Source organism: Nocardia sp. NBC_00416, assembly GCF_036032445.1.
Classification (GTDB): domain Bacteria; phylum Actinomycetota; class Actinomycetes; order Mycobacteriales; family Mycobacteriaceae; genus Nocardia.
This window is the reverse complement of sequence record NZ_CP107932.1, coordinates 4,252,907-4,272,185: the sequence shown is the minus strand read 5'-3', so window position 1 is coordinate 4,272,185 and position 19,279 is coordinate 4,252,907. Positions and strand designations below refer to the sequence as shown.

Below are 19,279 nucleotides of genomic sequence, written 5' to 3'. Positions count from 1 at the left end.
GGGTCGGGTTCATGAGCGAGGAGAAGCAGTATCGCATCGAGCACGACACCATGGGTGAGGTTCGTGTACCGGTGGACGCGTTGTGGCGGGCTCAGACTCAGCGGGCGGTGGAGAACTTCCCGATCAGCGGGCGCGGGCTGGAGCGCGCGCAGATCCGGGCGCTGGGACTGCTGAAGGGGGCTTGCGCGGTCGTCAACCGGGACCTCGGACTGCTGGACGAGGACCGGGCGGCGGCGATCGTCGCGGCCGCGGCGGAAATCGCGCAGGGCCGCCACGACGACCAGTTCCCGATCGATGTGTTCCAGACCGGCTCGGGAACCAGTTCGAATATGAACGCCAACGAGGTGATCGCGTCGATCGCGGCGCGCAACGGGGTCACGGTGCATCCGAACGACCACGTGAACATGTCCCAGTCGTCGAACGACACCTTCCCGACTGCGACCCACCTCGCCGCCACTGAAGCGGTGATCAAGGATCTGCTGCCGGCGTTGGAGCATCTGCGGCTCGCGTTGCTGGACAAATCGAACGAATGGCGGTCGGTGGTGAAATCGGGCCGCACCCATCTGATGGACGCGGTGCCGGTGACGCTGGGACAGGAGTTCGGTGGCTACACCCGGCAGGTCGCGGCCGGGATGGATCGACTGCTGGCCACGCTGCCGCGGCTGGGCGAACTGCCGATCGGCGGAACCGCGGTGGGCACCGGTTTGAACGCGCCCGCCGATTTCGGGGCGAAGGTGGTGGCCGAGTTGGTGCGCGCCAGCGGGATCGATGCGCTGACCGAGGCCGAGGACCATTTCGAGGCGCAGGCGGCGCGGGACGGGCTGGTCGAGGTCTCCGGGGCGCTGCGGACGGTCGCGGTGAGCCTGACCAAGATCGCCAACGATATCCGGTGGATGGGGTCCGGACCGCTGACCGGGCTGGGTGAACTGCAACTTCCCGACCTGCAGCCGGGCAGTTCCATCATGCCAGGGAAGGTGAATCCGGTACTGCCGGAAGCGGTTACCCAGGTGGCGGCGCAGGTGATCGGGAACGACGCCGCGGTCGCGTTCGCGGGCGCGGGCGGACATTTCGAACTGAACGTCTATATCCCGGTGATGGCACGCAATGTGCTCGAATCCATCCGGTTGCTGGGGGCGGTGTCCCGGCTTTTCGCGGATCGGTGCATTCACGGACTGATCGCGAACACCGAACGCCTGCGCACTCTGGCCGAATCCTCGCCTTCCATTGTGACCCCGCTGAATTCGGCGATCGGCTACGAAGAGGCCGCGGCGGTCGCCAAGCAGGCGTTGCGCGAACAGAAGACCATCCGGCAGACGGTGATCGACCGCGGGCTGATCGGCGACGAACTCAGCGAAGCCGAACTCGATCGGCGCCTGGACGTGCTGTCCATGACGAATATCGAGAACGACTGAGCCCGAAGGTATTCCTATCGGCGCGGGAGGTAGTTCCGGAACCGGCCGGGGTGGACCCCGGGGTGCGGCGCGACCCGTGGATCACGGGTCGAGCCGCACCGGAATCGCTTCCGCGGAACTCGCTCAGGACCGGAACCGGGCGAGTTCTTCGCGCGCCGCTTCGCCGGATTCGCCGAGATCAGTGCGACCGAACACATCCCACCGGCGCAGCAGCGGCGCGAAAACCAGCTCGTCCTGCTTCTCCGGGAGATAGATACCGGCATCGGCCAGCATTTCGTCGCTGCTGCGCCCGTCGGGCAGGGTGAGCGACGGGACCCGGAAGGCGGCGACCTGGTCGGCGACGGCACGCATGGTCTGGTCCGGAGCCTCGGCGAAACCGGCGGCGATCAGGTCGGCGAAGACGTCGGCCTGCATCTCGTCATCCTTCGCGATCCGCTCGGCGATCGCCGTGACCAGCGGGTTCTCTCCGAGGGCGGCGGTGTTGCGGTGCCGGACAGCGGCAGCGGTCTCCTCGAACGCGCAGGCGGCCAGCAGATCGAGCAGATGCAGGGGCTCACGCCGGAAACCATCGGTCATATGGCTGATGCGCAGCCGCTCCAGTTCCACCGGGTCGCAGGCGCGGGTGACCATCAGGTAGTTACGGATCAGGACCGAGTGCCGCGCCTCCTCAGCGGTCCAGCGGCCCACCCAGCGCCACCATGCGCCGGTGCGTAGGTATTTGCCGACCTCCCGGTGGTACGAGGGCAGATTGTCGGCGATCAGCACACTGACGGTGAGCGCCAGCCGGGCGGTATCGCCGAGTTCGGACTGCGCGGGATCCCAGTCCTCGCCGCCGAGGAAGGCGAAGTTGCGGCCGTCGTCCCACGGGACGAAGTCGTGCGGCTGCCATTCATCGGCGATCTCGGTATGGCGCCGTATGGTCAGTTCCACCTCCACCGCGAGCGATTCCAGCAGGTCGCGGTCGGTCAACAGTTTCTGCACGCGAATACGGTAGCGGGTCGGGCAGGAGTGTGGGGCGGCACCGGGTCGTGTTCGGGAATATGAGTGATCGCGCTGGTCCGGACCGGGATCTCCCACAATTGCTTTTGGCGCAGCCGGCAGGGTTCGCGGGGGTCGAGGTACCGCCGGCCCGCCGGGATCGAGAGGTCGTCTGGGCACGGGTAGCGCGGACGGCGGCGCCCGGGACAGCGGAGGGGCGCCCGCCGGAGCGGGCGCCCCTCGGCTGCCGAATCTCAGTTCTGGGTGACGGTGGTGGTGCGGTCCGAAGAGTTCCAGGTGATGGTGCCGCCCTCGAACTGGCTCTCCTTGCCCTCGGGGGTGGTCTCCTCGTCGGAGGTCGGGAAGCCGAGTTCGCCGTCGGCGCCGCCGTTGGCCTCCCAGGCTTCGCGGATATCGCCCCAGACGATATGGGCGCCGGTGTCCTCGCTGAAGAAGACGGTGCCGCCGACGAAGTTCTGATAGCGGCCGCCGTCACCGGCGACCTCTTCCTCGCCCTCGGGCATACCGAGCGTGCCGGTCGGGCCACCCGCCTCGGTGTACTTCTGATAGATGCTGCCCTTGACGGTGACGTCGGTACCGTCCGGCGTCTGCACGGTGGTTTCGCCGGCATCGGCATTGGGGTCGTTGTCGGGGGTGGCCGAGCCTTCGGGGCCTGTCGTCTCGGTGGCCGAGCCCTCGGCCCCGGGTGACGCGGACGGCCCGTTCGTGCCGCTGCCCTCGCCCGGCATCACAGCCGAGGTCAGGGAGCCGACGGTATCCGATACCGAGTTGTCGTCGTCACTGCAGCCGGCGACGAGCAGGCCCGCGGCGGCGAGTGCCATGGTGAATCCGGCCGAACGTCGAGCGAAGTGGTGCATGTCCATCCTCTCGCGACAGGCCGGTGTGATGGACGGACAGGTTGCGGTGGTTCATCACTCCGGCTGTTGATTCGGCAACGCAACGGCTACCCAGCGCAAGATCCGTGACGCTGCCAGTTCGGTGGCCACGCGGATATTACCCGGAATGTTCGACGATAGGACCATATGCCAGAAATTTGCTGGTCCGCGGCGGTCGGCGTCGAGTCGTGGTCGAGGCGGGAGCAAATCCGAGTGCGGTCCGGGGCCGCGAAGCCCCGGACCGCACGCGGGGCAGGATCAGGGCAGCGGCGGAGCGGCGTGCTCGTCGCCGTGGAAGTCGACCGACGAGTACTCACGCAATTTGGTGAGCCGGTGGTAGGCGTCGATGAGGCGCACGGTGCCCGACTTCGACCGCATCACGATGGACTGGGTGGACGCGCCGCCGCCGTAGTAGCGGACGCCGCGCAGCAGGTCGCCGTCGGTGACTCCGGTGGCGCAGAAGAAGACGTTCTCCCCGGCCACCAGATCCTCGGTGTGCAGCACCCGGTCCAGATCGTGTCCGGCGTCGATCGCCTTCTGCCGTTCGGCGTCGTCGGTGGGGGCGAGCTTGCCCTGCAGCGCGCCGCCCATGCATTTCATGGCGGCCGCGGCGATGATGCCCTCGGGGGTGCCGCCGATGCCGACGAGGATATCGGTGCCGGAATCGGGCCGGGCGGCGGCGATGGCGCCGGCCACGTCGCCGTCGGAGATCAGACGGATGCGGGCGCCGGTGTCGCGGACCTGCTGGATCAGGGCGCCGTGCCTGGGCCGGTCCAGAATGCATACGGTGATATCGGACACCGAGGCCTTCTTGGCCTTGGCGACCTTGCGGATGTTCTCCCCGATCGGTACGGAGATATCGATGACATCGGCGGCATCCGGACCGACCGCGATCTTCTCCATGTAGAAGACGGCCGACGGGTCGAACATCGAGCCGCGTTCGGAGACCGCGAGCACCGAGATGGCACCCGGTGAACCCTTCGACATCAGGGTGGTGCCGTCGATCGGGTCGACCGCGAAATCGACATCCGGACCGGTGCCGTCGCCGACCTCCTCGCCGTTGTACAGCATGGGCGCCTCGTCCTTCTCGCCCTCGCCGATCACCACGACGCCGCGCATCGACACGGAACTGACCAGCTGTCGCATGGCGTCCACGGCTGCCCCGTCGCCGCCTTCTTTATCGCCCTTACCCACCCAGCGGCCCGCGGCCATGGCACCGGCTTCGGTGACGCGGACGAGTTCGAGCGCGAGGTTTCGGTCGGGCGCCTCGCGGCGGCTCGGAGCGGTCGAAGATGCCGTCATAGCGGGGTGCCTCCTTGGCGTCGGAACTACCGGACAATTGTCTCATCGACGGAATACGCGCCGATGATCACCTGGTACGGCAGTACCGGGGGCGGCGCGGAACCACGCTCACCACGATGGATACTGGAAGCGTGCCGAATCAAAAGCCACGCATCATGAACGACTACCGGGATCTGGTCTGGTCACTGATCCCGTTGGCGCTGATCGCCGTGGTGTTCGCCGGACTGACCAGTCAGTGCAGTTTCTCCGCGAGCGGGCCGACCCAGGGCACGATACCGAGTTTCGACGCGCCGGCCGCACTGCGATCCGATGCCCAGAACCTCTCGTTCCCGGTCCGGGAACCGGCGTTGCCGCGAAACTGGACAGCGAACTCCGGCAGCCGCGACACCATCACCGAGCGCGGCGGCGGCACCGTGAGCACCATCGGTTATGTCACCGGCGCGGGCACGTACATGGAGCTGGATCAGAGCGACGCCACCGAAGACGTGCTGGCCGGGCATATCGTAGGCAGCCGGTACGCCACCGGAACCCGGGATGTCGCCGGACAGAAATGGGTGGTCTACGCCGAACCCGGTTCGGAGCCGGCGTGGGTCGCCGATTTCGGCGACAGCCGGGTCCTGATCCGGGGGGCCGGCAACACCGAGGCCTTCGAAACTCTCGCCGGCGCCGTGGTGGCCGCCCGGCCGCTGCAATCGTCGTGACCGGTCACCGGTAGCTACCGGTTATTCCGCCTCTTCCGACTCGGACAGAACCTTCTCGATACGCTGCCGCGCTCCGGCGAGGTGCTCCTCGCAGCGGTTGGCGAGCGCTTCGCCGCGTTCCCACAGTGCCAGCGCGTCGTCGAGGTCCATCCCGCCCTGTTCCAGCATCTTCACCACATTGGCCAGCTCGTCACGGGCGCGTTCGTAGCCGAAGCCCGCGATCTCGGCCAGGTCCTCGGCGCTGGTATCGGACAAGGTCAGGTCCTCTCGGGGTCGTCGCTGCCGGTTTCCCCGGTGCGCCGGGGCCCGTGTTCGCCGAGCGGCGTGGTGCCGAGGGCGGCGGCGGAGATCGCGCCGTCACCGACCCGGATCCGCAGCTGACTGCCCGCGGGCGCATCCTCGATTCCGCGCACCACATGGCGTTCGGAACCGGCCACTCGCTGCACGACAGCGTAGCCGCGGGCCAGGGTCGCGGCCGGGCCGACTGCGGTCAGCTGCCGGCGGAGATGGCCGGCGGCGACCGACTCGGTGCGGACCAGGCTCTCGACGCTGCGGCGGGTCGCGGCCCGCAGGCGCTCGACCTCGTCGTAGCGGTGTCCGAGATCACGCAGCGGATCGGCGAGCACGGGCCGGGATCGCAACTGCCGCAGCGCGGCGGACTCCCGTTCGACCCAGCCGCGCAAGGCCGCGGCCGAGCGGGACCGCAGGTCGCGGACGGCGGCCGTCTCCGCGGCGGCATCGGGAACGATCCGTTTCGCGGCGTCGGTCGGGGTGGCGGCGCGCAGGTCGGCGACGAGGTCGGACAGCGGGGAATCGGGCTCGTGGCCGATGGCGCTCACGATCGGGGTGGTGGCGACGACGATCGCGCGGCACAGCGTCTCGTCGGAGAACGGCAGCAGATCCTCGACACTGCCGCCGCCGCGGGCGAGCACGATCACCTCGACGACCGGGTCGCGATCGAGCTCGGTCAGCGCGTCGAGGATCTGCGGTACCGCGGACGGACCCTGGACGGCGGTGTTGCGGACCTCGAATCGCACCGCGGGCCAGCGCGCCCGGGCCACGCTCAGCACATCGTGTTCGGCGGCGCTGCCGCGGCCGGTGATCAGCCCGATCGTCGCGGGCAGGAACGGGACCCGACGTTTGATACGCGGATCGAACAGTCCCTCGGCGTCCAGCAGGGCTTTGAGCCGTTCGATCCGGGCCAGCAGTTCGCCGACGCCGACCGGGCGGATCTCGGAGATCCGCAGCGACAGCGTGCCGCGTCCGGGGAAGAACGAGAGTTTGCCGAACACCACCACCCGGCTGCCCTCCTGCAGCGGTACGGCCGCGTTCCGCAGCAGTGCGGGATCGCAGGTCACCGACAGCGACATATCGGCGGAAGGGTCGCGCAGCACCAGGAACGCAGTGCGGGTGCCGGGGCGCAGGTTGATCTGGGTCAACTGCCCCTCGACCCAGATGCTGCCGAGCCGGTCGATCCACTGGGTGACCTTCATCGACACCGAGCGCACCGGCCACGGCTGCTCGGCGGAGTTGGCGGCAGCGGGCGCTTGCCGCGGCCGGCCGGAATCGGTCCGGCCGGCCGCGGGGGCGGGATCGGCGCCGGTCACTGCGCGCGCACGGTGGCGATCCGGTTGGTCAGCATGGTCACGAACGCCGCGCGGTCCCGGGTGCGCTGCTCGTAGTCGAGCAGGGCGACCAGATCGGCGACGGTGAGCGTGCGCAGGCGACCACGCAACTGGGCGAGGGTCATAGTCGGGTAGTCGTAGCGTGACCCGACCTCGGGAAGCGCGGGTTCGGGGTCGGCCGCCGGTTCGGGTTCGGCGACCGGTTCCGGATCGGCTACCGCGGCGGACTCGGGTCCATCGGTCGCGGGGGCGCCGGCCCGGGCGTCGGTCACTGTGTCGCCGGTCGTGGCCTCGGTATCGACGGTGTGCGCGGGCACCGTGTTGCCGTTCTGGATCGCGCGCAACCCGGCCAGCGTCTCCTGGAGCGCGAACTCCACCTCGGCGGGGTCGGATTCGAATCGATCGAAACCGCTGCTGCGTCCGGCCGACGCGGCGCCCGGGCCGCGGACCGGCAACTCATCGTCGTCCTCATCGAAACTGGCCCATTCGGGCTGCTCCTCCGGACGGTTGATGATCCGGTCGAAAACCGAATCACCCTTGATCGCGAGACTGGTGACGAACTGCTGGACGTGCATTCCCGTCTGCAGCAATTGGCTCACCGCGGTGACGGGTAATTTCGCCGCGGTCGACGGTAGCCGGCGCGTCTCTTCGAGGACGTAGACGGCGGCTCCGGCGGCGACGCGGGCCAGGAACGGTGGTCGAAACATAGTAATAGCCTGCCCGATATGGTGTGGTCCGCAAAAGAGGGTGTGCGCGTCCGGCAAGCCGCGGAGAGTTCGACAGGGTGCCGGGCCGGGCGGCCGGGGGTGTGGGGGAGCGCACGGCCGGAGCGGGCGCGCAAGTACGCACGTATTCTGTGGGGCATGTCCTCGGCCATACCGTTGAATGTCGGAATCACTCGCTCGGCCGGCGCCGCGACCGCCGTCCCCGAAGGGAAACGAGTGCTGCTCGCCGAACCGCGCGGTTACTGCGCGGGTGTGGACCGCGCGGTGGAAACCGTGGAAAAGGCGCTGGAGAAACACGGCGCCCCTATTTATGTGCGCAAGGAGATCGTGCACAACCGCCATGTGGTGGAGACGTTGCGCGAACGCGGCGTGATATTCGTCGACACCACCGACGAGGTGCCCGAGGGACAACTCGTGGTGTTCTCGGCCCACGGCGTCTCCCCGGCAGTGCACGCGACCGCCGCCGAGCGGAACCTGCGCACCATCGACGCGACCTGTCCACTGGTGACCAAGGTCCACCAGGAGGCCAAACGCTTCGCCCGTGACGACTTCGACATCCTGCTGATCGGCCACGAAGGCCACGAAGAGGTCGAAGGCACCGCGGGGGAGGCCCCCGAACACGTCCAGCTGGTGGACGGCCCGGACGCGGTCGACGGAGTCACCGTCCGCGACGAGTCCAAGGTGATCTGGCTGTCGCAGACCACGCTCAGCGTGGACGAGACCATGGAGACCGTGTCGCGGCTGCGGCAGAAGTTCCCCGCGCTGCAGGATCCGCCCAGCGACGATATCTGCTACGCCACCCAGAACCGGCAGGTCGCGGTGAAGGCGATGGCGCCGGAATGCGATCTGGTGATCGTCGTGGGTTCGCGCAACTCGTCCAACTCGGTGCGGTTGGTCGAGGTCGCGCTCGGCGCCGGCGCGCGCGCGTCGTATCTGGTGGATTACGCGCGCGAGGTCGACCCGGCCTGGCTGGAGGGAGTGCGGACGGTCGGGATCACCTCCGGCGCGTCCGTCCCCGAGATCCTCGTGCGTGGTGTGCTGGACATGCTGGCCGAACACGGATTCGGCGAGGTGCAGCCGGTGACCACCGCGAACGAGACGCTCGTATTCGCACTCCCACGTGAACTGCGAGCTGCCCGGCACTGATCCGCGCTCAGCGGCGTTCGGGCCGCCGTCGTTCCGGGATCGGTTCCCGATCGCGGACGCGGGCGGTCTGTGGCGCCCGGGCAGGTTCGGTACGGCGGGCCGTCGCGCGCACCGGTTCTTCCGGAACGGGCGCCGCCGGCCGGGCGGGTCGATGCTGATGCATCTCACGGGTCCTGGGCGCGGCGCCGCGTGCGCCCGGTTCGGCGGGCGGCCGACCCCGGCCACCTCGGCGCGGGGGTTCTTCGATCGACTCGTGGGTGTAATCGGGTTCCGGGTGCTCGGGCCGCTTCGGCCCGGCTTTCGCTTTGGACTTCGACCGGGCCGCCAGGGTTTCGGCGCGCGACGGCTTACCCCCGCGTGCCGGTTTTCCCTCGCCGCCCACGGGACGCTTCGACTGTCCGCGGCCCGGCCGCTCGGCGGTCTCCCGGCGTCGCCGGTTCTCCGCCCGGCTCTTCGACTCGCCGCGTGCCGCGCGTCGTTCACCGCGTCCCCAGCTCGTGGCGCGGCGGGCGGCCGCGGTCTCGCGCGACGCGCTCTCCGACCGGTGTTGCGCGATCCGGATACCGGCCACGATCAGCACCAGCACGGTCGCCAGCATCATCGGCGGGAACCGGTGGACCAAGGGGATCGCCAGATTCAGCAGGATGTCCTTGAGCGAGGCGGTACTGGTCCCGGTGAGTTGCCGGTAGGCGATGGGCACCGCGATGAACAGTAGTAGCGGCGGTAACACCATGGTGGTGAACAGGCCGCGGAACCGCACCGCCGCGACTGCCGCGAGGCATCCGAGGATGTAGAACGCGCTGAAGGTGCCGGTGAGGTCCGTGACGTCGCCGAGGGCATCGATGAGGAAACCCAGGAAGGTGCAGGCCGCAGCGATGATAACCGCGGCGTAGGCCGGGACACCCGGCACCGTCGGCAGTAACGAACGTTGCGGCGCGGGCACCCGGGAATTCACTCGTTGGGAAGCAGCCACGTATTGAACACTATCGTCCGGAAGGGTCGACCGTGTTACGGCACGGCCGGTCCGGGTGGACGATTGTGCGGAAACGGTGGTCGGCGGCGGTATTCATACCGTCAAGGGTTATGGGTGGCGCCCACCACGATGGCGCAATCGAGACAGTGTGCGCGCCGGCTGCGGCGGATCGCGCCGCCAGAGCGAGATGCCTTCGGCGTGTTGCCGGTGTGGCGTCCCGGGTATCGGTACCGGCATTGAAAGCTGTCGGTGAGTTGCCCTAAATTCGCGGTCATGCGAATCCTGCATACGTCGGACTGGCATATCGGTCGCACCTTTCACGGCGTGGACCTGCTGGCCGATCAGTCGCGGGTACTCGACGCGCTCGCCGAGCTCGTGGCCGCGGAGGGAGTGGACACGGTTGTGCTGCCCGGTGACGTCTACGACCGATCCATACCCAGTGCGGACGCTATCGCGGTGTGCAACAGGGGATTCGAGGCCATCCGAGCCGCGGGAGCGCGGATCGTGGCGACTTCCGGCAATCACGATTCCCCCACCCGCCTGGGTGCGGGCGCCAGCTTCGCGGCCGCCGGCGGGCTGTATCTGCGCACCACGGTGGCCGATTCGGATCGGCCGGTGCTGCTCTCCGACGAGCACGGAGAGGTCGCCTTCTACGGCATCCCGTACCTGGAGCCGGAGATATGCCGGGGCGAGCTCGGGGTCCCGCAGGCTCGTTCGCATACCGAGGTGCTGGACGCGGTGCTGACCCGGATCCACGCGGATATCCGGAACCGTCCCGGCACCCGGACGGTGCTGCTGGCGCACGCCTTCGTGGTCGGCGGCGCCGCCAGCGGTTCGGAGCGGTCCATCTCGGTCGGCGGTGTGGAAACGGTGCCGCTGGACATGTTCACCGAACCCGGGTTCGACTACGTCGCGCTCGGGCATCTGCATTCCCCGCAGACCCTCGCGGACGCGGTGCGCTATTCGGGGTCGCCGCTGCCGTACTCGTTCGGGGAGAGTTCGCAGCACAAGCGGGCGTGGCTGGTGGACCTGGACGCCGCGGGCCCGGCCCGGGTGCGGGGGCACGATCTGCCGCTGGTCCGTGGCCTGAGCCGACTCAGCGGGAAGCTGGAGGAACTACTCGCCGATCCCGGATTGGAACCGGCCGAGGAGCACTACGTCTCGGTGACCCTCACCGACTACGCCCGTCCCGTGGACGCGATGCGCAAACTCCGCGAGCGGTTCCCGTTCGCGGTGCACGTGGAATGGGATCGCCCGCAGGGCGACCCGACACTGCGGTACCGGGAGCGGGTGCGCGGCCGGGCCGACACCGATATCGCGCACACCTTCCTCACTGATGTCCGCGGCGAGCCGAACACCACCGAGACGGACTGGCTGAACCGGGCGATGGCCGCCGCGGTCCGGGAAACGGAGGCGGTCCGCGACGATATCGGCGGCGCACCGGCCGCCGACACGGAACTCACCGCATGAGGCTGCACCGGCTCGAGATGACGGCGTTCGGGCCGTTCGCCGAGACGACCCGCGTCGATTTCGACGAACTCGGCGCGGACGGACTGTTCCTGCTGCACGGGCAGACCGGCGCCGGTAAGACGACGGTGCTCGACGCCATCGCCTTCGCGCTGTACGGGCGAGTGCCGGGGGCACGGGGCGATAAGCGGCTGCACTCCGATCACGCGCCCGCGCATATCCGCCCGGAGGTGATGCTCGAGGCGACCCTGGGCGGCCGCCGGATCCGGCTCACCCGCCAACCGGAATTCGAACGACCCAAGCTGCGCGGCAGCGGGACGCGGGTCGAGAACGCCAAGGCCACGCTGACCTGGCTGGACGGGCAGGGCACGAATCTCGCCCGCATTCCCGATATCGGTGAGGAGGTGGTGCGGCTGCTGGGGATGAGCGCCGACCAGTTCTTCCAAGTGGTGCTGCTGCCGCAGGGTGACTTCGCGAAGTTCCTGCGTGCGGAGAACGAGGACCGGGAAAAGCTGCTGGAGAAACTGTTCGACACCGGGCGATTCGGCACCGCCGAACAGTGGCTGACAGCTCAGCGCAAGGCGTCGGAGGACCAGATCGGCGCCCAGCAGCGCAATGTGGAGGATCTGATCACGCGGGTCGCGGTCACGGCCGGGATCGACCGTACCGAGCGGATCGATATCCTCGACGCGGTCGAGTGGTCCCAGGATCTGCTGACCGGATCCCGTCACGAGCTCGAGGTCACCCAGCGTGAACTCGATCAGTGCCGCGAACAGTCGGCGTGCGCCGACGAGCGGGCCGAAAGCGAACGGCGTGCGGCCGAGCAGCGCCGTCGGCTCGCGCTGGCGCGGGCGCAACTCGAGCAGTACGCCGCCGCGGCCGACGGGCGGGCCGCCGATCGCGGTGAGCTGGACCGGGCTCGTCGCGCCGAGCCGGTGGCCGCGGCCCTCGGCGAGGCCGAGACGGCGGCGCGCGCGGCTCGTCGTTGCGACGCCGAATCAGCGGCCGCGGCCGAACGGCTGGCCCGGTTGGCCACGGAACCCGCCGGCGCGGATATCCCGGGAATCCATTTGGTGCTGGGCTGGTCCGAAACAGAGGGCGTCGACGGGCGAACACCCGACCGGTCCGCCGCGGAGGGGGCGCGTGGTCCGCGCCCGGTATCCGCGGGCACCGACGAATTCGCGCTCTTCGCCGTCGCCCCCGCCGGACCCCCGCCGAGACCGTCCGGCCACCCCGGAACCGACGACGGCGACCGGGTCGACTTCGTCTCCGTGGACGATGGCGCCGGATTCGACGAGGATCTCGGGCTCGATACCGCGATCCGCGGCTGGAGCGCGGTGCTCGGCAAACTGGACGAGATCCGCGCCGACGCGGCGCTCGGCGAGAAACTGCGCACCGAACTGGACGAACTGTCCGCCACGGCGTACGAGGTCGGTGCGCGGTCGGCCGAACTGACCGAGCGCCGGGCCCGGTTGCCGGAGATCATCGCGGCCGCGCAGGCGCGGGCGCGGGAAGCCGACGACGCGAAAGCGGCGCTGCCCGGGCTGCGGGCCGAACACGACCGGTTGCAGGCGACCGCGACCGCCGCGGTGGATCTGGCCGGAGCGCGGACCGCGCTCGATCGGGCCCGGGTCGATCTGGATTCGGCGCGAGCCGGGCATCTCGCGGCGCGCGAACTCGTGCTGGACCTGCGCGAGCGACGCCTGGCCGGGATGGCGGCCGAACTGGCCGGGCGGCTGCTGGACGGGCAGGCCTGCGCGGTCTGCGGATCGGTCGAGCATCCGCGGCCCGCGCGGCCGGAGGACAGCGCGGTGTCCGAGCAGGACGAAGCGGAAGCGGCGGCCGCCGAACGTGCTGCCGAGGCCGGCCGCGACCGCGCCCAGGCGGAGTTCGCCGAGGTGGAGGGAGATATCGAGGGGCTGCTCGCGCGCGGCGGGGATACCGACCGTGTCGAACTCGCCGCAGCGTTACGGGCAGCCACCGAGCGCTGCGGTGACGCCACGGAACTGGCCGGGCAGGCCGACTCGTGTACCGCCGAACTCACCCGCCTGCGCACTGACGAGAATCGACTGCACGATGCCCTGCGGGACGCCGAGACCCGCGCCGGCGCGATCGCGGCGCGGATCGAGGCGGTGCAGTCCCGGCTCGCCGAGATCGACGCGAAGTTGCGTATCGCCGCGGGACAGGACGCGACGATCGGCCGCCGGCGGGAGCGTCTGCACGCGCTCATCGGCGCCGCAGGTGAGCGCCGGGAATCCCATGCCGCGGCGCGGGCGGCCTGGGAACGGGTCGCGGGCTGTATCGCGCGGGTCGAACGACTGGCGATATCAGCGGGGCTTGTCCCGCCGACCAGTTCCGGTCCGGTGTCCGATATCGAGGCGACCGGCCGCGGCGAGCGCGAGCGGCACGACGAACAGCCGGAATCGGGCACCGGTTCCGAAGAGCTGCTCGCGACATTGCGCGTGTACTCCCCGCTGGTCGGCGCCGCCACGCGCAGCCCGCAGCGGCAGCAGGCGCTCAGCGCCGCCCTCGCCACGGCCGACGAAACCCGGGCCGCCGCGCAGGCAGTGCTGGACGAGCCGGAGATCCGGACCGCCGCGGCGACGACACCCGGAGATCCGGCGGCGCTCGCGGAAGCGGTGCGGACAGCTCGTGCGGCACTGGACGAGGCGGTCGCCGCCCACGGGTCCGCCGTGCACCGGGTCACCCAGTTGGAGACCCTCTGCGGGCAGCTGTGGGCGGCCGTGGATCTGATCGCCCCCGCCCAGCGTGCACATCGGGAACTCGCCGATCTGGCCGAGGTGGTAGCCGGCCGCGGTGCGAACAACCGGCGAATGTCATTGCGCTCGTATGTGCTCGCGGCACGACTGGAAGAAGTCGCGGTGGCGGGGTCGGCCCGGTTGCGCCGGATGTCGGGCGGCCGCTACGAATTCGTGCACACCGACCGGGCCGGGACCCACGGCCGCCGCGGCGGACTGGGTCTGGATATTCGCGACGACTACACCGGTGTCGTCCGGCCCGCCCGGACACTTTCCGGCGGCGAGACGTTCATGGCCTCCCTCGCCCTGGCGCTGGGCCTGGCCGATACCGTCGCCGCCGAGGCCGGTGGAATCATCCTCGACACCCTGTTCATCGACGAGGGGTTCGGCAGTCTGGACGCGGACACCCTCGACGCGGTGATGGGCGTTCTCGACGAACTACGCGCCGGCGGACGGGTGGTGGGCCTGGTCAGTCATGTCGACGAGATGCGCCAGCGTATTCCGAGTCGCCTCCATGTCGTGCGCGGCCGCAACGGTTCCCAACTGCAGGCCACCATCGCCTGACCCGTCCGCCTCCGGTATCAGGCTTCGAGGTCGATGAGCCGACGCTTGATCTCCAGACCCCAGCGGAAGCCGCCCAGCGTTCCGTCGGTGCGCAGCACCCGGTGGCAGGGGACGAACAGTGCCGCGGCATTGCGGGCACAGGCGCTCGCGGCGGCGCGGGTGGCGGCGGGCCGCCCCGCGCGAGCGGCGAAGGCGGTGTAGGTGATCGGGTTGCCCGCGGGGACCGTGCGCAGTACATCCCAGGCGTGCCGCAGGAATTCCCCCGACCACTGACGCACCACCACGGTATCGATCGCGGTCAGGTCGCCGCGGTGGTAGGCGATGACGGCATCGGTCACGGCGCCGAGATCGCGGCGGGTCCGCAGGGCGTCGGGGCGCAATATGGGGTGCACGACGGTGCGGAGCGCTTCGGGTTCGGCGGTCCACCCGGCTGCCAGTACCGCGCCGTCGGAGTCCACGATGGTGGTGAACGGGCCGAGCACGGTGTCGACGGTGGCGATATCGGCGGTGCGGGTGAGGGTCGCGGTGGGCAGGGACACGGTGGGAGCGGACATCAGTCGGTACTCGCTTTCGTCTCGGGTTCGGAGGTCGTCTCGCTGGGTTCCGGTCTTGCGGCGCGGGTGCGCAGCTCGGTCCGCCACAGCTGCATGGACAGGTAGGAGCGCCAGGGCGACCACTGCGCGGCATCGCTCAGGTCGATGCCGTGCCGGGCGGCGCCCCGGCGGACGACGAGATCGGTGTTCAACAGGATGTCGGGGTCGGCGAGCAGGCGCATCGTCACGTAGTCGGCGGTCCACGGACCGACCCCGTCCAGTGCGAGCAGGTCGCGGCGCAGTTCGGCGGCGGTTCGGCCCTGGTGCAGGACCAGGTCGCCGGTGTCGATCGCCGCGGCGGCCGCGGTGATCGACCGGATGCGTTGGGCCGGGCCGGTGAGCACTTCGGCGCCGCGTTCGGCGATGGCCGCCGGAGTCGGGAACAGTCGTGGAATCGGACCGTCGGCCGGCTCCCCGAGCGCCGCTACCAGCCGGGCGGTATGGGTGTTGGCGGCCGCCACCGAGATCTGCTGTCCGATCATGGTGCGCAGCAGCAGCTCCGGCCCGTCCACGCAGCCCGGCACTCGTATTCCGGGAACGAACCAGGCGCGGTCCGGGTGTGGGCCGGTGGGGTCATCGTCCGTGACGCCGGCCCGGGTGAGGGCTTCGTCGATCGCTACCGGGTCGGCGTCTAGGTCGAGCAGATGCCGGACCCGGGCTACCGCGGGCGCGAGGTCGCGCATATCGCGCAGGGTCAGCTCCGCGCGGACGTGCCCCGGTCGCACCGTGAGTCTCACCCCGGCGTATCCGTGCGGGGTGCGGATATTGCGCAGGTAGTAGCCTTCGCCGTCAGGGGCGGTCTGCCAGAGTTCCAGCCCTGGCACGATATGGGCGGACAGGAACCATTCCAGCCAGTCGCGGTCCAGCGGTGTGCGGTAGGGCAGGCGCAGAGTCAGGGTCCCGTTGGTCGCCGGGGCGCTGTGGGTCTTCGCGCGCTGCGCCTCGCTGCGCATGGTGCTGGGGCTGACCGCGAACACCTCGCGCACGGTGTCGTTGAACTGCCGAATGCTCGCGAATCCGGCGGCGAAGGCGATATCCGACATCGGCATGGCCGTGGTCTGGATCAGCAACCGCGCCGTATGCGCCCGGTGGGCCCGGGCCAGAGCGAGCGGGCCCGCGCCGAGTTCGCTGGTGAGCACCCGGGTCAGCTGGCGCTGCGAGTAACCGAGCGCGGACGCCAGTCCGGGTACGCCACCGCGTTCCACCACGCCGTCACCGATGAGCCGCATGGCACGGGCGGCCAGATCCGCGCGGGTGTTCCACAGCGGGGAACCGGGCGCGGCGTCGGGGAGGCAGCGCCGGCAGGCGCGGTAGCCGGCCTGCTGGGCCGCGGCGGAGGTCGGTAGGAAGGTGACGTTCACCCGCTTCGGGGTGATCGCCGGGCAGGAGGGCCGGCAGTAGATTCCGGTGGTGCGTACGGCGGTGTAGAACTGCCCGTCGAAACGAGAGTCGCGGGCCGCCACCGCGCGGTAGCAGCGTTCGAAGTCCAAGGCCGTAATGCTCACACCCCTCACGATGTCAGCTCGTGCGGTCTCGAGCTAGCGGAAAAAAGACATCAGTGCCGGTGAGGAAAGGCGGCGGGTCCGGTGGGCCCGGCCCCGCCGCCTACCCGCGCTGAGCGTTCAGCAGCAGCGCGCACCCGGGTTGCGATCCGCGTCGGCGTACCGTTCGCGCCAGTACTCCCGTTTGCTCGCCACCGGAGAGCCGGGATGCGTTCTGCGCATATGCGCGAGGTACCGCTGGTAGTCCTGTCCGCCGACGACGGAGTCGAGGTACCAGAGCACCGCCCGCACGCCCCGCGCCACCGCGGTCACTCCCGGGTGGCCGGAAACCCCGCCGCCGGCGGGCGTGCCGATGTCCGGCAGGACCTGGCGGGTCAATTCCGTGCCTCCGCGTGGGCGGCGCCGGGCACCGCGACCTGCCCCTCGGCGATCCGCTCGTTCCACTGCTTCTGCAGCTCCCGCTCCGGTGCGGTCGGCAGGAAACCACTGGGCGCGAAGATCTTCGACGGCTCCTCCGGCGATTCGGTGGTCGAGGTGTCACCGGACTTCCAGACCCGATAGCACACCCAGGCCGCGGCCAGCACGACGATCAACACCAGCACCGCGAAGACGATCGACAGGACGCCCTGGATGAACGTATTGCGGATCACCGCGTCCACATCGTCCGGTGTTTTCGCCGTCAGGCACAGCTCGCCGGCGTCGCGTGCCGCACGACAGATGCTGTTCTGCTTCCAGTAACCCACCTTCGGGTCTGCGGAGAAGATCTTCTGCCAGGACGCGGTCATGGTGACGATGAGGTCCCAGGCCAGCGCGACCCCCGGGATCCAGGCCCATTTCGTCAGACCCTTCTTCACCAGGATCGTCAGCACCACGACCAGCGCGATCGCGGCCAGCAGCTGGTTGGCGATGCCGAACAGCGGGAACAGCGCGTTGATCCCGCCCAGCGGATCGGTCACACCCATCAGCAGGATCGATCCCCAGGCCGCCACCACGACCGCCGAGCACACCCAGGCGCCCACCCGCCACGACGGATCGGCGAACTTCCGTGCCGGGCCGCGCAGGTTGCCGAGGGAGTCCGAGAGCATGAAGCGCGCCACCCGGGTGCCCGCGTCGATGGTGGTGAGGATGAACAGTGCCTCGAACATGATCGCGAAGTGGTACCAGAACGACTTCATCCCCGCGCCGCCGAGAAATCCGGAGAACACTTCGGAGAGGCCGATGGCCAGGGTCGGGGCGCCGCCGGTGCGGGAGATGACCGATTCCTCGCCGACGTCCACCGCGGCCTGATTCAGTGCGCCGCCGCTGGTGGGCGGCCCCGACAAGCCCAGGCTGTTCGTGTACGCCGCCGCGGTTTCCGCGGTGCCGCCGGTCGCGCCGGTAGGCGCGTTCATCGCGAAGTACAGGTGCTGGTCGATGATCGAGGCGGTGATGATCGCCATCACCGCGACGAACGACTCCATCAGCATGCCGCCGTAGCCGATCACCTTGGCGTGCGATTCTTTTTCCAGCAGTTTCGGCGTCGTCCCCGACGCCACCAGGGCGTGGAAACCGGACAGCGCACCGCAGGCGATGGTGATGAACAGGAACGGGAACAGGCTGCCCGCGAAGGCCGGGCCGGTGCCCGAGGTCGCGAATTCCGAGACCGCGGGCGCCTTCAGCACCGGCATGGTGACAAGGATGCCGATCGCGAGCAGGCCGATGGTGCCGATCTTCATGAAGGTCGACAGATAGTCGCGTGGCGCCAGCAGCAGCCAGACCGGCAGCACCGAGGCGACGAAGCCGTAGCCGATCAGCATCCACGAGATGGTGATCGGGTGGAAGGTGAACCAGCCGGCCCAGGTGTCGTTGTGCGATACCCAGCCGCCCGCGATGATCGCCAGGATCAGCAGCACGAAACCGATGCCGGAGATCTCGCCGACCGCGCCCGGCCGCAGATACCGCAGGTACACGCCCATGAACAGGGCGATCGGGATGGTCATGGCGATAGAGAAGACACCCCACGGGCTGTGTGCGAGGGCGTTGACCACGACCAGCGCGAGCACCGCCAGCAGGATCATCATGATCACCAGCACGCCGATGATCGCGGCGACGCCGCCGATCAGGCCGAGTTCGTCGCGCGCCATCTGCCCGAGGCTGCGGCCGCGCCGCTTCATCGACACCCACAACACCAGGTAGTCCTGCACCGCACCGGCGAACACGACGCCCACGATGATCCAGATCGTGCCCGGCAGATAACCCATCTGGGCGGCCAGCACCGGCCCGACCAGTGGACCGGCGCCCGCGATGGCCGCGAAATGGTGCCCGAACAGCACCCGCCGGTCCATCGGCATGAAGTCCTTGCCGTTGTCCAAGATCTCGGCGGGTGTGGCGAGGTCGTCGCGCGGTTTCACGATCTTGTATTCGATGAGCCGCGCGTAGAACCGGTAGGCGATGATGTAGGTGCAGACCGCGGCGATCACGATCCACACCGCGTTCACCGATTCGCCGCGCGCGATCGCCAGAATCGTCCAGGCGACGGCGCCGAGCACACCGATGCCCGCGAAGATCGCTTTCTTCGCGGGTGTGATCGGGGACCGGTCGACCACACCCACGGGTGGTAGGTCGGGGTCGGTCTCGAGGTATTCGATAGTCCCCAT

General features: G+C 69.5%; 16 protein-coding genes. 5 read left to right on the top strand and 11 right to left on the bottom strand.

Annotation, left to right across the window (positions count from 1 at the left end; all coding sequences use genetic code 11):
- The first annotated feature begins 11 nt into the window (after positions 1–11).
- Positions 12–1,412 carry a class II fumarate hydratase gene (locus OG804_RS18285; protein ID WP_328388079.1) on the top strand — a complete coding sequence of 467 codons (1,401 nt, stop codon included), beginning with the start codon at positions 12–14 and terminating at the stop codon, positions 1,410–1,412.
- 123 nt (positions 1,413–1,535) lie between these two features.
- On the opposite strand, the gene OG804_RS18280 is transcribed toward OG804_RS18285, so the two are convergent.
- From OG804_RS18280 to glpX, 3 genes are all read right to left on the bottom strand, one after another.
- On the bottom strand, positions 1,536–2,393 hold the full coding sequence (locus OG804_RS18280) for an acyl-ACP desaturase (RefSeq protein WP_328388077.1): 858 nt from the start codon (positions 2,391–2,393) through the stop codon (positions 1,536–1,538).
- Between the two features lie 251 nt (positions 2,394–2,644).
- Complete coding sequence (locus OG804_RS18275) at positions 2,645–3,268, bottom strand: LGFP repeat-containing protein (protein WP_328388075.1); 624 nt, start codon at positions 3,266–3,268, stop codon at positions 2,645–2,647.
- Between the two features lie 276 nt (positions 3,269–3,544).
- Positions 3,545–4,588, bottom strand: a complete 1,044-nt coding sequence (glpX, locus tag OG804_RS18270) for a class II fructose-bisphosphatase (RefSeq protein WP_328388073.1) — start codon at positions 4,586–4,588, stop codon at positions 3,545–3,547.
- A gap of 131 nt (positions 4,589–4,719) precedes the next feature.
- Here glpX and OG804_RS18265 point away from each other — a divergent pair, with 131 nt between their 5' ends.
- A complete protein-coding gene (locus OG804_RS18265) occupies positions 4,720–5,289 on the top strand; it encodes a DUF4245 domain-containing protein (RefSeq protein ID WP_328388071.1) in 570 nt (189 codons plus the stop codon).
- A 21-nt stretch (positions 5,290–5,310) separates the two neighbouring features.
- On the opposite strand, the gene OG804_RS18260 is transcribed toward OG804_RS18265, so the two are convergent.
- The 3 genes from OG804_RS18260 to OG804_RS18250 are packed head-to-tail and all read right to left on the bottom strand — an operon-like array spanning position 5,311 to position 7,621.
- Entirely contained in the window at positions 5,311–5,544 is a 234-nt protein-coding gene (locus OG804_RS18260; RefSeq protein WP_328388070.1) for an exodeoxyribonuclease VII small subunit, read from the bottom strand.
- A gap of 2 nt (positions 5,545–5,546) precedes the next feature.
- Positions 5,547–6,896: an exodeoxyribonuclease VII large subunit gene (gene xseA, locus OG804_RS18255; protein WP_328388068.1), complete on the bottom strand. Its 1,350-nt coding sequence runs from the start codon at positions 6,894–6,896 to the stop codon at positions 5,547–5,549.
- On the bottom strand, positions 6,893–7,621 hold the full coding sequence (locus tag OG804_RS18250; RefSeq protein ID WP_328388066.1) for a lipid droplet-associated protein: 729 nt from the start codon (positions 7,619–7,621) through the stop codon (positions 6,893–6,895). Before OG804_RS18250 ends, xseA begins: the two co-directional genes overlap by 4 nt.
- Before the next feature lie 156 nt (positions 7,622–7,777).
- Here OG804_RS18250 and OG804_RS18245 point away from each other — a divergent pair, with 156 nt between their 5' ends.
- A complete protein-coding gene (locus OG804_RS18245) occupies positions 7,778–8,785 on the top strand; it encodes a 4-hydroxy-3-methylbut-2-enyl diphosphate reductase (RefSeq protein WP_328388064.1) in 1,008 nt (335 codons plus the stop codon).
- Positions 8,786–8,792: 7 nt separating this feature from the next.
- Here OG804_RS18245 and OG804_RS18240 read toward each other — a convergent pair whose 3' ends face one another.
- A complete protein-coding gene (locus OG804_RS18240; RefSeq protein WP_328388062.1) occupies positions 8,793–9,758 on the bottom strand; it encodes a DUF6542 domain-containing protein in 966 nt (321 codons plus the stop codon).
- Between the two features lie 273 nt (positions 9,759–10,031).
- On the opposite strand from OG804_RS18240, the gene OG804_RS18235 reads away from it, so the two are divergent.
- Both OG804_RS18235 and OG804_RS18230 read left to right on the top strand, forming a co-directional pair.
- Positions 10,032–11,228: an exonuclease SbcCD subunit D gene (locus OG804_RS18235; RefSeq protein WP_328388060.1), complete on the top strand. Its 1,197-nt coding sequence runs from the start codon at positions 10,032–10,034 to the stop codon at positions 11,226–11,228.
- The gene (locus OG804_RS18230; RefSeq protein WP_328388058.1) at positions 11,225–14,548 is read left to right on the top strand and encodes an AAA family ATPase; all 3,324 of its coding nucleotides are present in this window, start codon (positions 11,225–11,227) and stop codon (positions 14,546–14,548) included. Before OG804_RS18235 ends, OG804_RS18230 begins: the two co-directional genes overlap by 4 nt.
- Before the next feature lie 17 nt (positions 14,549–14,565).
- On the opposite strand, the gene OG804_RS18225 is transcribed toward OG804_RS18230, so the two are convergent.
- From OG804_RS18225 to OG804_RS18210, 4 genes are all read right to left on the bottom strand, one after another.
- Entirely contained in the window at positions 14,566–15,102 is a 537-nt protein-coding gene (locus OG804_RS18225) for a methylated-DNA--[protein]-cysteine S-methyltransferase (protein ID WP_328388056.1), read from the bottom strand.
- Positions 15,102–16,646, bottom strand: a complete 1,545-nt coding sequence (locus OG804_RS18220; RefSeq protein WP_442941565.1) for an Ada metal-binding domain-containing protein — start codon at positions 16,644–16,646, stop codon at positions 15,102–15,104. The genes OG804_RS18225 and OG804_RS18220 overlap by 1 nt, the downstream gene beginning before the upstream one ends.
- 117 nt (positions 16,647–16,763) lie before the next feature.
- The gene (locus tag OG804_RS18215; protein WP_442941889.1) at positions 16,764–16,934 is read right to left on the bottom strand and encodes a YbdD/YjiX family protein; all 171 of its coding nucleotides are present in this window, start codon (positions 16,932–16,934) and stop codon (positions 16,764–16,766) included.
- Positions 16,935–17,017: 83 nt separating this feature from the next.
- Positions 17,018–19,279 carry a carbon starvation CstA family protein gene (locus tag OG804_RS18210; protein ID WP_328388052.1) on the bottom strand — a complete coding sequence of 754 codons (2,262 nt, stop codon included), beginning with the start codon at positions 19,277–19,279 and terminating at the stop codon, positions 17,018–17,020.

What these genes read in the sequence shown, in the direction of transcription:
- OG804_RS18285 (WP_328388079.1), top strand. Translation starts at nt 12, where the DNA reads ATGAGCGAGGAGAAGCAGTATCGCATCGAGCACGACACCATGGGTGAG.
- OG804_RS18275 (WP_328388075.1), bottom strand. Translation starts at nt 3,268, where the DNA reads ATGCACCACTTCGCTCGACGTTCGGCCGGATTCACCATGGCACTCGCC.
- glpX (WP_328388073.1), bottom strand. Translation starts at nt 4,588, where the DNA reads ATGACGGCATCTTCGACCGCTCCGAGCCGCCGCGAGGCGCCCGACCGA.
- OG804_RS18250 (WP_328388066.1), bottom strand. Translation starts at nt 7,621, where the DNA reads ATGTTTCGACCACCGTTCCTGGCCCGCGTCGCCGCCGGAGCCGCCGTC.
- OG804_RS18245 (WP_328388064.1), top strand. Translation starts at nt 7,778, where the DNA reads ATGTCCTCGGCCATACCGTTGAATGTCGGAATCACTCGCTCGGCCGGC.
- OG804_RS18235 (WP_328388060.1), top strand. Translation starts at nt 10,032, where the DNA reads ATGCGAATCCTGCATACGTCGGACTGGCATATCGGTCGCACCTTTCAC.
- OG804_RS18230 (WP_328388058.1), top strand. Translation starts at nt 11,225, where the DNA reads ATGAGGCTGCACCGGCTCGAGATGACGGCGTTCGGGCCGTTCGCCGAG.
- OG804_RS18225 (WP_328388056.1), bottom strand. Translation starts at nt 15,102, where the DNA reads ATGTCCGCTCCCACCGTGTCCCTGCCCACCGCGACCCTCACCCGCACC.
- OG804_RS18210 (WP_328388052.1), bottom strand. Translation starts at nt 19,279, where the DNA reads ATGGGGACTATCGAATACCTCGAGACCGACCCCGACCTACCACCCGTG.